The organism is Polynucleobacter sp. MWH-Creno-3A4, from assembly GCF_018881885.1.
GTDB lineage: Bacteria > Pseudomonadota > Gammaproteobacteria > Burkholderiales > Burkholderiaceae > Polynucleobacter.
Map to the genome: position 1 here is coordinate 714,320 of NZ_JACXSA010000001.1, position 12,215 is coordinate 726,534.

At 46.8% G+C, this 12,215-nt stretch carries 14 protein-coding genes; all 14 read left to right on the forward strand.

The features are described 5' to 3' along the window. Positions 1-56 precede the first annotated feature (56 nt). On the forward strand, positions 57-818 hold the full coding sequence (locus tag IEN92_RS03550) for an ABC transporter ATP-binding protein (protein WP_216160679.1): 762 nt from the start codon (positions 57-59) through the stop codon (positions 816-818). Continuing rightward, complete coding sequence (locus tag IEN92_RS03555) at positions 812-1,516, forward strand: ABC transporter ATP-binding protein (protein ID WP_215376684.1); 705 nt, start codon at positions 812-814, stop codon at positions 1,514-1,516. The genes IEN92_RS03550 and IEN92_RS03555 overlap by 7 nt, the downstream gene beginning before the upstream one ends. 22 nt (positions 1,517-1,538) lie before the next feature. Then, positions 1,539-2,762, forward strand: coding sequence for an ABC transporter substrate-binding protein (locus tag IEN92_RS03560; RefSeq protein WP_215374587.1), 1,224 nt, complete (start codon positions 1,539-1,541; stop codon positions 2,760-2,762). An 18-nt stretch (positions 2,763-2,780) separates the two neighbouring features. Further along, positions 2,781-3,701: a branched-chain amino acid ABC transporter permease gene (locus tag IEN92_RS03565; protein WP_216160682.1), complete on the forward strand. Its 921-nt coding sequence runs from the start codon at positions 2,781-2,783 to the stop codon at positions 3,699-3,701. A 2-nt stretch (positions 3,702-3,703) separates the two neighbouring features. Further along, a complete protein-coding gene (locus IEN92_RS03570) occupies positions 3,704-4,633 on the forward strand; it encodes a branched-chain amino acid ABC transporter permease (protein WP_216162151.1) in 930 nt (309 codons plus the stop codon). 109 nt (positions 4,634-4,742) lie between these two features. Beyond that, the gene (locus tag IEN92_RS03575) at positions 4,743-5,495 is read left to right on the forward strand and encodes a TSUP family transporter (RefSeq protein ID WP_216863893.1); all 753 of its coding nucleotides are present in this window, start codon (positions 4,743-4,745) and stop codon (positions 5,493-5,495) included. Positions 5,496-5,601: 106 nt separating this feature from the next. After that, positions 5,602-7,521, forward strand: a complete 1,920-nt coding sequence (gene mnmG / locus IEN92_RS03580) for a tRNA uridine-5-carboxymethylaminomethyl(34) synthesis enzyme MnmG (protein WP_216160685.1) — start codon at positions 5,602-5,604, stop codon at positions 7,519-7,521. Further along, positions 7,518-8,186: a 16S rRNA (guanine(527)-N(7))-methyltransferase RsmG gene (gene rsmG, locus IEN92_RS03585; RefSeq protein ID WP_216160688.1), complete on the forward strand. Its 669-nt coding sequence runs from the start codon at positions 7,518-7,520 to the stop codon at positions 8,184-8,186. The genes mnmG and rsmG overlap by 4 nt, the downstream gene beginning before the upstream one ends. Positions 8,187-8,204: 18 nt before the next feature. After that, positions 8,205-8,975, forward strand: a complete 771-nt coding sequence (locus IEN92_RS03590) for a ParA family protein (protein ID WP_215374598.1) — start codon at positions 8,205-8,207, stop codon at positions 8,973-8,975. Positions 8,976-8,997: 22 nt separating this feature from the next. Next, a complete protein-coding gene (locus IEN92_RS03595; RefSeq protein WP_215374601.1) occupies positions 8,998-9,888 on the forward strand; it encodes a ParB/RepB/Spo0J family partition protein in 891 nt (296 codons plus the stop codon). A 69-nt stretch (positions 9,889-9,957) separates the two neighbouring features. Continuing rightward, positions 9,958-10,452, forward strand: a complete 495-nt coding sequence (locus IEN92_RS03600; RefSeq protein WP_216160691.1) for an ATP synthase subunit I — start codon at positions 9,958-9,960, stop codon at positions 10,450-10,452. A 40-nt stretch (positions 10,453-10,492) separates the two neighbouring features. Continuing rightward, on the forward strand, positions 10,493-11,368 hold the full coding sequence (atpB, locus tag IEN92_RS03605; RefSeq protein ID WP_216160694.1) for a F0F1 ATP synthase subunit A: 876 nt from the start codon (positions 10,493-10,495) through the stop codon (positions 11,366-11,368). 45 nt (positions 11,369-11,413) lie between these two features. Beyond that, entirely contained in the window at positions 11,414-11,680 is a 267-nt protein-coding gene (gene atpE, locus IEN92_RS03610) for a F0F1 ATP synthase subunit C (protein ID WP_011901869.1), read from the forward strand. Positions 11,681-11,743: 63 nt separating this feature from the next. Beyond that, positions 11,744-12,214, forward strand: a complete 471-nt coding sequence (locus tag IEN92_RS03615; RefSeq protein ID WP_215374616.1) for a F0F1 ATP synthase subunit B — start codon at positions 11,744-11,746, stop codon at positions 12,212-12,214. Position 12,215: the final 1 nt, after the last annotated feature.

Sequence of the window (12,215 nt, forward strand, 5' to 3'; positions counted from 1 at the left end):
ACCTTCTTGGGTTATTCTCAAAGTCTTGCCTCAGTTTGGGGTTAGAGGGCGTCAGATTGCAAGAAACAATATTAAAAACAATTGGACTTGGGAAATCTTTTAAAGGATTTTCTGCGGTTACTGATGTGAACCTGGATGTGGCTAGGGGCACCATTCATGCATTAATTGGCCCCAATGGTGCAGGCAAGACAACCTGTTTCAACTTACTAACCAAATTTTTAGAGCCCAGCAGCGGCCAGATTTTATTTAATGGTTTTGACATCACCAAAGAGGCGCCAGCACAGATTGCCCGTCGCGGCATTATTCGCTCATTCCAGATTTCAGCCGTCTTTCCGCACCTTACGGTTTTAGAGAATGTGCGTGTTGCACTGCAGCGAGGTTTGGGTACGGAGTTCCATTTTTGGAGATCCGGAAATTCTCTAAATGTTCTGAATGAGCGAGCCCATGAGTTATTAAATGAGGTGGGTTTGGAGGGTTTCGCCAATGAGGAAACCCTGAATTTGGCCTATGGACGTAAGCGAGCCCTGGAAATTGCTACCACCTTGGCGATGGAGCCCGAGCTAATGCTCTTGGATGAGCCTACACAAGGCATGGGACATGAAGATGTAGAGCGCGTTACTGAATTAATTGATCGTGTTGCTAAGGGCCGAACCATCTTAATGGTTGAACATAATATGAAGGTGGTTTCTGCAATTGCGGATCGCATCACCGTTTTGCAGCGCGGCTCCGTTTTAGCTGAGGGCTCCTATCATGAGGTGTCAAATAATCCTTTAGTAGTTGAGGCCTACATGGGTAGCCATGGAGGAGACGCATTATGACCATGGCACTCGAGGTCAAGAATTTAGAGTCTTGGTATGGCGAATCCCATATATTGCACGGCGTTAATTTTGCTGTACGCGATGGCGAGGTAGTGACCTTGCTAGGTAGAAATGGTGCGGGTCGAAGCACCATCTTAAAAACAATTTTAGGATTAACAAGTAAGCGAACCGGATCGGTCCAAGTGTATGGGGCCGAAACCATTTCAATGCCTACTTATAGGATAGCGCGCCTTGGCGTTGGGTTTTGCCCTGAAGAGCGCGGTATTTTTGCTAGCCTTAGCGCCGAAGAAAATCTATTGCTATTGCCGGAGATCGCGCCTGGTGGCATGGGCTTGGATGAGATCTATGAGATGTTTCCCAACCTTTACGAAAGACGCAATAGTCCTGGCACTCGTCTATCTGGCGGCGAGCAGCAGATGCTGGCAATGGCTCGCATTCTTAGAACGGGCGCCAAACTGCTTTTATTGGACGAGATCACCGAGGGCTTGGCGCCAGTAATCGTGCAAAAGCTAGGAGAGGTGGTGACCAGCTTGCGCAATAAGGGCTTCACGATTGTCTTGGTTGAACAAAATTTTCGCTTTGCTGCACCTTTGGCTGATCGCCATTATGTGGTTGAGCACGGGAAGGTAGTTGAGGTAGTAAATCAAAATGAGCTTGCTGAAAAGGCGGCGCTATTAAATGAGTACCTTGGTGTTTAGTGGTTTTCTATAGGAGATAGAAATGAAGTTAAAGCAAATAACCGCTTGTCTGGTTGCGGCAACCATGTTCGGTTCAAATCCAGTTTTTGCACAAAGTGGCTCTAAAGTCAGTGGCGATGTTGTAAAGATTGGTGTGTTGACCGACCTTTCTTCAACTTATTCTGACTTGGCTGGTCCAGGCGCGGTGATTGCTGCCAAGATGGCAATTGCCGATTTTTCTAAAGACGGCACTGTTATTGGCAAAAAGATTGAGCTTGTGAGTGCCGACCATCAAAACAAAGCAGATATTGCGGCAAACAAGGCGCGCGAGTGGTACGACAAAGACGGTGTAGACGTGATTGTTGAGTTGGTGTCGACCAACGTTGCATTGGCTGTGATGGAAGTTGCAGAACAAAAGAACAAAATTACTCTGGTTTCTGGTGCTGGTTCACTAACAATTACCAATGAGAAATGTACGGCCAATAACGTACATTGGGCTTATGACACCTATGCTCTTTCCAATGGCACTGGCAAGGCGGTAGTGAAGCAAGGCAAAAAGAATTGGTATTTCATTACTGCCGACTATGCTTTTGGCGCAGCGCTTGAGAAAGATGCTACTGCGGTTGTAACGGCCAATGGCGGTAAGGTTTTAGGCACTAGCAAGCACCCATTCCCCAACAGTGATTTCTCTTCTTACCTTCTGAAAGCGCAGGCTAGCGGAGCTGATGTGGTTGCTTTGGCTAATGCTGGACAGGACACCATTAACACCGTTAAGCAAGCTTCAGAGTTTGGAATTAACAAAAAGCAAACGGTTGTGCCATTGTTAATGTTTATTTCTGATGTGCACTCTTTGGGTCTCCCAGCAGCGCAAGGAATGTATCTTACAGAGGGTTTTTATTGGGACAAGGATGACAAGACTCGCGCATTTTCAAAGCGCTTTATCTTGCAACATAAGCGTATGCCAACCATGGTTCAGGCAGGCGTTTATTCCTCTGTTCTTGCTTACTTAAATGCCGTTCAAAAGGCTGGCACTGACGATACTCAGGCTGTAATGAAGGCGCTCAAGTCAACCAATATCGACGATGGACTCTTTAAAGGCAAGATTCGTGCTGATGGCAAGTTTGAGCACGATATGTATTTGCTTGAGGTGAAAAAACCAGCGGACTCTAAGAGCCCTTGGGATTACTACAATGTGCGCGCTACGATTCCAGCAGCCGAAGCCACTTTGCCGCTTTCCCAATCAAAGTGCAAACTGGTTAATAAGTAAGTTACTTAGAAATTAAGAATGTTTGAACTTCTCGGAATTACCCCTCAAGGGCTGGTAGCCCAGCTCTTGGTGGGGCTGATTAATGGCTCGTTTTATGCCATATTGAGTTTGGGATTGGCCATTATTTTTGGCCTTCTCAACATCATTAATTTTGCCCACGGCGCACAGTACACCATGGGTGCATTTATTGCGTGGATTGGTCTTACGCAAATTAGTCAGTGGCTGGGCTTTCCAGATTTATCGATTAACTATTGGTTTGCTTTAATTATTGTGCCGCTAGTATTGGCGGGCTTCGGTTTGATTCTTGAGCGCACCATGTTGCGTCGCCTGTATCACTTGGACCACTTGTATGGCCTATTGCTGACCTTTGGTTTGGCTTTAATTATTGAGGGCATGTTCCGCCATTGGTATGGGATTTCTGGTGAAAGCTACCCGGCCCCAGAGTTTCTTCAAGGCGCAATTCCCTTAGATTCCATTGGCATCATCTTGCCGAAGTATCGTGTTTGGGTGGTGGTAATTTCTTTGACAGTATGCTTTTCGACTTGGTATGTGATTGAGCGAACCAAGCTTGGCGCTTATCTGCGCGCGGGCACTGAGAACCCAAAATTACTGCAAGCATTTGGTATTAATGTTCCTTTGATGATTTCTTTGGCCTATGCCTATGGTGTTGGTCTTGCTGGGTTTGCTGGTGTTTTAGCGGCCCCAATTTTCCAAGTAAACCCATTAATGGGCTCTAACTTAATCATTGTGGTTTTTGCTGTGGTTGTGATTGGTGGCATGGGCTCAATCATGGGTGCCATTTTGACCGGTCTAGGATTGGGCTTAGTTGAGGGCCTGACCAAAGTGTTTTACCCAGAAGCTTCTGGAGTAGTGATTTTTGTGATTATGGCAATCGTTTTATTGCTCCGGCCCGCTGGGCTCTTTGGGCGGGAAAAATAATGATGAATCCAAAAATAAAACTGCTTTACGGCATCTTGGTTTTAATCGCCCTTTTATTGCCTTTCCAGGATTTCATTTATTTGGTGTTTGCAATGAAGGTGTTGTGCTTTGCCCTTTTTGCTTGTGCCTTTAATTTATTGCTCGGCTTCACCGGCCTCTTGTCCTTTGGTCACGCTGCTTTCTTTGGAACTGCCGCTTACATCACCGCCTATCTTTGCAAAGAGTCCGGCCTTTCCCCCGAGCTTGGAATTCTGTTGGGTGTATTGGGGTCGGGCGCACTCGGCTTTTTAATCGGCGCTCTTGCGATTCGTCGTCAGGGTATTTATTTTGCGATGGTGACATTGGCACTCTCACAAATGATTTATTTCTTGGCTGTGCAGTTGCCATTCACCGGTGGTGAAGATGGAATTCAGGGTGTACCGCGAGGAATGCTGTTTGGTCTCATAGACCTCAAAAATGATGTTGCTATGTATTACTTTGTTTTGGCAGTTTTCTTATTTGGCTTCGTACTGATTATGCGTGCCGTTAACTCCCCATTTGGTCAGGTTTTGAAGGCCATTCGTGAAAACGAACCGCGTGCAATTTCCTTGGGTTATGACGTTGACCGCTTCAAGCTAATGTCCTTTGTGATTTCAGCTGCTCTAGCAGGCTTAGCGGGTTCTATAAAATCACTCGTCTTCCAGTTGGCTACATTGACCGATGTTCATTGGCATATGTCTGGCGAGGTGGTCTTGATGACCCTGCTTGGTGGTATGGGAACCATTCTCGGTCCAGTAGTGGGCGCTGGCATTGTGGTTGGTTTGCAAAACTATCTTGCCAACATTGGCTCTTGGAGCACGATCGCAACAGGATTTATTTTTGTCATTTGTGTTTTGGCATTTCGTCGTGGTGTGGTTGGTGAAATTGCTGCGCACTTCAAAAACAAAAACTAATTTCTTTCCCCTTTTTATTATTTGGGTTTAGTGCGACGTGAATTTTCAATACGGCGCACGCATTTAAACAAAAGAGACACTCATCGAATTTTCTATTTTTATCTGGCCCTTGCTTTTGGCAACGGCATTCTTTGCCGGCTTAGTGGATGCAGTGGCCGGTGGTGGTGGACTCATTCAGGTGCCCGCCTTGTTTGCGGCCTATCCTAATGCGCAACCGGCAACCCTGTTGTGTACCAATAAAGTAGCTTCTATTGGCGGAACTTTAAATGCTGCCCGAAAATTTTTGCATCACGTTTCTTTGCCTTGGGCAATTGTGTTGCCTGCAATTATTGCTGGATTTTTTGGCTCGCTTTTGGGCGCGAATGCCGTTAGCAATTTTCCTGCTGAGCCTTTGCGCAAAGCTCTGCCATTTGTTCTTTTATTCCTATTGCTTTACACCTGGTTTCAGCCATCTCTTGGAGAGGCGCATGCGCCCCCTCTTGGCAAAAGCCGCTTTCAGCAATGTAAAGGTGCTCTGCTCGGATTGACTATTGGTTTTTATGATGGCTTCTTTGGTCCGGGAACAGGAAGTTTTTTGCTGTTTGGTTTTGTAAGGTTGTTTGCATTTGATTTTTTGCATGCGTCTGCCGCGACCAAGTTGGTCAACATTGCAACAAACCTAGCCGCAATTTTGATGCTGGCAAGTCTAGGTCAAATTAACCCTCCCCTTGGGGTCGCCATGATGGTTGCCAATATTGCTGGCAGTCAGCTTGGTAGCCGCTTGGCAATTCAGCATGGCAGTGGTTTTGTTAGAAAGGCTTTTTTGGTGGTGGTTAGTCTGCTGATTCTGAAGTCTGCATGGAACGCCTATTTTCTGAATTAAATCAGTAGCTTAGAAAAGCTCCCTGGTACTTCATGGCTTTTTTGCCACTTTTGTTTCACGTGAAACAAACAAAATGCTATGATCATCGCCCTATCTGAGGGAATTCATGCGTTATTCCAAAAGTTTCGATGTCATCGTAGTGGGCGGCGGTCATGCTGGGACTGAGGCCGCCCTCGCATCGGCACGCATGGGTTGTGAGACCTTATTAATTACCCATAGTATTGAGAATTTAGGCGCCATGAGTTGCAATCCCTCTATTGGAGGCATTGGCAAGGGGCATCTCGTTAAAGAAATTGATGCCATGGGCGGCGCAATGGCGGCTGCTACTGATGAGGCAGGCATTCAGTTTCGTATTCTGAATTCGAGTAAAGGCCCTGCGGTGAGAGCAACTCGCGCCCAAGGCGATCGTATTCTCTATAAGGCGGCAATACGCCGCCGCCTTGAAAATCAACCCAATCTCACCTTATTCCAGGCTGCGGTAGATGATTTGCTAGTAAAGGGTGACGAGGTTCAAGGTGTGTTGACCCAAATGGGTCTGGAGTTTATGGCCAAAAAAGTGGTTTTAACGGCTGGAACTTTCTTAGACGGCAAGATTCACGTTGGTTTGAATAACTATGCAGGTGGCCGTGCTGGCGACCCTGCGGCAGTTTCTCTGTCGGCGCGCTTAAAGGAGCTAAAGCTACCCCAAGGTAGGCTTAAGACTGGTACTCCACCTCGCATTGATGGCAGAACGATTGACTTCTCTGTCATGCTCGAGCAGCCTGGCGATTTGGATCCTATCCCCGTATTTTCTTATTTGGGGCGTCCTGAGCAGCACCCTAAGCAAGTGCCTTGCTGGATTTCCCATACAAATGAAAAGACCCATGACATTATTCGTGGCGGTCTAGACCGCTCTCCTATGTATACGGGCCTTATTGAAGGGGTTGGCCCACGTTACTGCCCTTCTATTGAAGACAAAATTCATCGCTTTGCCTCTAGAAATAGTCATCAGATCTTTCTGGAGCCGGAGGGATTAACAACCAATGAGTTTTATCCCAACGGAATTTCTACCAGCCTTCCCTTTGATGTCCAGTGGGATTTGGTGCGGAGCATTCGTGGCTTAGAGTCCGCGGTAATCGTCCGCCCAGGCTATGCCATTGAATATGACTTCTTTGATCCACGCCAATTACGCCATAGCTTAGAAACTCGGGCCATTGGCGGTTTGTATTTTGCTGGCCAAATTAATGGAACTACCGGCTATGAGGAGGCGGCCGCCCAAGGAATGTTGGCAGGAATTAATGCCGGATTGGCCGCACAAGGCAAGGAGCCATGGTTACCCAAACGTAGCGAATCCTATATTGGCGTGCTCGTCGATGATTTAATCACCCGAGGGGTACAAGAGCCCTATCGGATGTTCACCAGCCGAGCAGAATACCGCTTAAGTTTGCGCGAAGATAACGCTGATATGCGCCTTACTACTATTGGTCGTGAGCTTGGCTTGGTGGACGACTATCGTTGGGAGGTTTTCTGCAGAAAGCAAGAGGCTGTTTCACGTGAAACATCTCGTTTGCAAGATATCTGGATTGGCCCTAAGCATGAGGCTGCACCATTGGTTGCAGAACTTTTGGGCCAGGATTTATCCCACGAGTGCAATTTAACTGAGCTGTTACGACGCCCAGGCGTCACTTACGAGGCAATCACCTCTTTAGGCAGTGGGTTGTGGTCACCTGGAAGCTTGGATGACGATATTGGGCTTGCCTCTCAGATAAGCGATCAAGTAGAAATTTCAGTGAAATATCAAGGCTATATTGACCGCCAAGCGGTTGAAATTGGACGCCAAGCCCATAATGAGGCCTTCCCTCTCCCTGAGTCCTTGGATTACACAGAAGTATTAGGTTTATCTAAAGAGGTTCAACAAAAACTCAATTTACATAAGCCTGCCACCTTGGGTCAGGCAGGCAGAATTTCTGGGGTAACTCCAGCTGCATTGTCGCTGCTTTTAGTGCACCTTAAAAAGGGTTTGGGTCGCACCCAAGAAACCGCATGACCGAGGCCCTACTTTCTTTGGGAATAGAAGAATTAGGCCTCAATTTAAGTGATGCCAATATTGCGGATTTAGAGCTTTTTTTACAGGAAATGGGGCGTTGGAATCAGGTCCATAACCTGACCTCAATTGAGAACGAGCAAGACTCCGTACGACTACATCTCATTGATTCTATTGCAGTTTTGCCTGTTTTAAGACGCTTTCTAAAAATGCCTGATCCTAAAATTGCCGATCTTGGATCGGGCGGCGGCTTGCCGGCGATTCCTATTGCGATTGTTCATCCGGAGTGGCAAATTTCGCTGATTGAGGCCATCCGTAAAAAGACAGCATTTCTGCAGCATGTGCGCGGCAAACTGAAGCTTAAAAACATAGAAGTTTTGAGCGAGCGAGTAGAAAATGTTGCGTTGCAACAACCGGCTCAATTTGATGCAGTGATTTCACGTGCTTTTACTAACCTCGCACGTTTTTTAGAGCTCTCGCTACCTTTAATTAAACCGGGCGGCCTGGTATTCGCAATGAAATCTAAGCGAGCTGACGAAGAAATGGCTGATGTATCTATGGATGATTGGCAGTTGCTTGCCGATGAAGCCTTAGTTATTCCCAATCTCTCTGCGGAGCGACGCCTATTGGTGCTGACCCCCATGAGAAAATCCATCCCTTCCTTTTAAGCAAAATCCAAAGCACCCATGGCAAAAATATTCTGTATCGCAAATCAAAAAGGTGGCGTTGGTAAGACCACCACTGCAGTGAATTTAGCTGCCGGATTGGCTGGGCTTGGGCAAAGAGTGCTATTGGTGGACTTAGACCCTCAGGGCAATGCCACTATGGGCTCTGGGGTTGAAAAGGCAGATCTGACTCAGAGCGTTTACCAAGTATTGATTGGTTTGGCTGCGGTGAAGGATTGTGCGCAACGTTGCGAAAGTTCTGCTTACGATGTGCTTCCTGCAAATCGAGATTTGGCTGGCGCTGAAATTGAGTTGGTGGATATAGATGAACGCGAGTCTCGCCTGAAAGACGCGCTTGCAAAAGTTGCCAACGATTACGATTTTATTTTGATTGACTGCCCGCCTGCTTTATCTCTATTGACGCTCAATGGATTGTGCGCAGCAAACGGCGTAATTGTTCCAATGCAGTGCGAATACTTTGCGCTTGAAGGATTGTCTGATTTGGTGAACACCATCAAACAAGTTCACGCAAATCTTAATCCCGACTTAGTCATCATCGGTTTGTTGCGCGTGATGTTTGATGCGCGCATGACACTGCAGCAACAGGTCTCCGATCAATTGCTCGAGCACTTTGGAGATAAGGTATTTAAGACCATTATTCCGCGCAATGTACGCCTTGCAGAGGCCCCATCTTATGGGCTCCCTGGGGTAGCTTTCGATAAGTCATCGCGTGGTGCAAAAGCCTATTTAGAGTTTGGTGCCGAGATGGTTGAGCGCATTAAACAAATGTAATTTTTTAAGAAGATAAAAGATCATGGTTGCTATCAAGAAAAAAGGTTTGGGCAGAGGATTAGAGGCGCTCTTGGGGGAAAAACCTCAGGAAGCAAATTCCTCAACAGAAATCAATCGTTTGCCCTTAACTGCACTACAGGCTGGTAAATATCAACCACGACAAAAGATGGAGGCGGGCGCACTTCAAGAGCTAGCCGACAGCATTCGCGAGCAAGGCGTTATGCAGCCCTTATTGGTTCGCTTGGTGAGCGTAGGCAAGTACGAAATTATTGCTGGTGAGCGCCGTTTTCGCGCAGCCACAATTGCAGGATTAAAAGAAGTTCCAGTATTGGTCTCTGAGGCTGATGATCAGGCAGCGGCTGCGATGGCCCTGGTTGAAAACATGCAGCGTGAGGATTTAAACCCGCTCGAGGAGTCGCAGGGTTTGGCGCGACTGATTGAGGAGTTTGGTTTTACGCATGAGCAGGCTGCAAAGGCGGTTGGCAAGTCGCGCAGTGCCATCACCAATTTATTGCGCTTAGCCCAGCTCGCAAAACCAGTGCAAGCAATGCTTTTAGCGGGCGATATCGATATGGGCCATGCCCGTGCCTTATTGCCATTGCCTGGGGCTAGCCAGGTTGCCTTAGCCCAAAGAATCGCCGCGCAGGGCTTGTCGGTCCGTGAAGCAGAGAAGATGTCAGCAGCATTGGCTATTGCTGGCGGGCAGATTGGAGATAAAAAATCTAAATCCAAGGCTGGTGCTAGCAGCCCAAGTCGCGACCCCGATACGCGCCGCCTTTCTCAAGAAATCGCGGATTTAATTGGTTTAAACGTGGAATTTAAGTTCAAAGGTAAGGGTGGTGAGATTCGAATTGGCTTTAGTCAGTTTGATGAGCTTGATTCCTTATTAAAAAAGTTGGGTATTGAGTCCTAAATTGTTCAGAAATATCCCCCCAAACCCTTTGACATATTGCAGTGCACACACTAAACTTTCGGGGCTAAATTGATTCCTACAAAAAATCAATTTTCCGAGGTAAATGAATGGGATGAGCCCGAAGAAGAGGTGTATCGGGCAATCAGTAAAGAGGAAATGATTGCGCTGCAGCAAAGCAACGCAACAAAGTACCCCGCCCTCTCCCCTTGGAAAATTGTTTTAGTCCAAATCGCTGTTACGGCAGTCAGTATGGTGGTTTGGTCAATTTTTGGGGAGCCGGTAGGGGTAAGCCTTTATACTCAGTCGGCGTTTTTAGGTGGTTTAATTAGCGTCTTGCCTACAGCATTGTTTTTAACAAGACTAGAGCTGGCAAAAAAATCGCAAAGATTGAATCCAGGAAGATTTTTGGCAGCATTGGTTTCCGGTGAGTTTATAAAGATCGCCTCAACCTTAATGCTGTTTATAGGGATTGCTTTATTTGTCCCTGGCGTGCTGTGGGTCCCATTGTTGGTGACTTACGTGTTCGCCTTAAAGTGTGTATGGCTAGCGTGGTTGTGGCGCTAAGAAGTGACAATTGAGATTGAAACAAAGGACTAGTTAAGAGATGTCTAGCGAAGTACACCAGGCCCACGAGGCAGCAGAGCAAATGACGCCAACAGCGTACATTTCTGAGCACTTACAAAATCTCACCAGCACTGGTGAGCATCAAGCTTCCATCATTGATTTCAGCGTAATTAATTTAGATACTATTTTTTGGGCCTCTTTGATGGGCTTGATTGCAGTATTCATTTTGTTGATTGCAGCACGTCGTGCGACCCCAGGTGTGCCGGGCCGTTTTCAATGTTTGGTTGAAATGGTTGTGGAGATGGTGGACACACAAGCCAAGAGCATTGTTCATGGCGATCGTACGTTTATTGCACCTCTCGCCCTCTTCGTATTTTTTTGGATCATTCTCCTCAATACTTTGGATTTAATTCCAGTGGATTGGGTTTTGGGCGTGAATCATTACATTGAAAGTTTTGGTGTCCACGTACCACACCACAGACTGGTGCCAACGACTGACTTGAACGCAACGATGGGCATGTCGCTATCAGTTTTGCTCTTGGTGTTTTTCTACAGCTTCAAAGTAAAAGGTTTCGGCGGCTTCTTGCATGAACTCATTTCTGCCCCATTTGGTGCGAAGTGGTACTTGGCGCCATTCAACCTAGCGCTGAACATCATTGAATATCTTGCAAAGGGCGTTTCTTTAGGAATGCGACTTTTTGGCAATATGTACGCAGGCGAATTGGTCTTTTTATTAATCGCTTTGCTTGGTAGCGTGTGGACGTTTAACTTAGATTTATCCCTGTTCGGATTGGTGGGCCATGTTATTGCTGGATCAGCTTGGGCCATCTTCCACATTTTGGTTATTTTGTTGCAGGCCTTTATTTTCATGATGTTGACTTTGGTCTACATCGGGCAGGCGCATAGCCATCACTAAGATTTTATTTTTAACTTACCTCTTTTAACTTCAGGAGTCAGCAACATGCAAGCATTTCTCGCAACTATTCAAGGTTCAACAGCTATCTGTATCGGCATCATCATCGGCCTCGGCGCGATCGGCGCTTGTTTGGGTATCGCATTGATGGGTGGTAAATACATCGAAGCTTGTGCACGTCAACCAGAATTGATGGAGCCACTCCAAACTAAGATGTTCCTTTTGGCTGGTTTGATCGACGCGGCTTTCTTGATCGGCGTTGGTGTTGCAATGTTGTTTGCTTTCGCAAACCCACTGCTCGCAGTTATTAAGTAATTGTTTTGGCGTGGATGACCATCAGGTCATCCAACTGTTCTCAACAATACTGAAAGGAATATCGTGAATCTGAACGCGACCCTATTCGCGCAAATGATCGTTTTCTTCGTCTTATGGTGGGTTGTTGCACGTTTTGTGTGGCCACCGCTAGTTAAGGCGTTAGATGAGCGTTCAAGCAAAATTGCCGATGGCTTGGCTGCTGCCGAGCGCGGAAAAGAAGCACTCGCATTGGCCAGCAACGAAGCAGAGCAAGAATTAACTAAAGCACGCCAAGAAGGTGTTCAACGTGTTGCTGAAGCTGAAAAACGTGCACAAATGTCGGCCGATGAAATTCGTGCTAACGCACAAGCTGAAGCAGCGCGCATCATCTCTCAAGCAAAGCAAGATGCAGACCAGCAAGTTACCCGAGCGCGTGAAGTATTGCGTGCCGAAGTAGCTGTACTTGCTGTTAAGGGCGCTGAGCAAATTTTGCGTCGCGAAGTTGATGCAAAAGCGCACGGCCAATTACTTGATCAATTAAAGGCAGAACTTTGAT

Bases quoted from the DNA above. Each gene is read 5' to 3' on its own strand.
- atpE (WP_011901869.1), top strand. From the start codon at position 11,414: ATGCAAGCATTTCTCGCAACTATTCAAGGTTCAACAGCTATCTGTATC.
- IEN92_RS03565 (WP_216160682.1), top strand. From the start codon at position 2,781: ATGTTTGAACTTCTCGGAATTACCCCTCAAGGGCTGGTAGCCCAGCTC.
- IEN92_RS03590 (WP_215374598.1), top strand. From the start codon at position 8,205: ATGGCAAAAATATTCTGTATCGCAAATCAAAAAGGTGGCGTTGGTAAG.
- atpB (WP_216160694.1), top strand. From the start codon at position 10,493: ATGTCTAGCGAAGTACACCAGGCCCACGAGGCAGCAGAGCAAATGACG.
- IEN92_RS03570 (WP_216162151.1), top strand. From the start codon at position 3,704: ATGAATCCAAAAATAAAACTGCTTTACGGCATCTTGGTTTTAATCGCC.
- IEN92_RS03595 (WP_215374601.1), top strand. From the start codon at position 8,998: ATGGTTGCTATCAAGAAAAAAGGTTTGGGCAGAGGATTAGAGGCGCTC.
- rsmG (WP_216160688.1), top strand. From the start codon at position 7,518: ATGACCGAGGCCCTACTTTCTTTGGGAATAGAAGAATTAGGCCTCAAT.
- mnmG (WP_216160685.1), top strand. From the start codon at position 5,602: ATGCGTTATTCCAAAAGTTTCGATGTCATCGTAGTGGGCGGCGGTCAT.
- IEN92_RS03560 (WP_215374587.1), top strand. From the start codon at position 1,539: ATGAAGTTAAAGCAAATAACCGCTTGTCTGGTTGCGGCAACCATGTTC.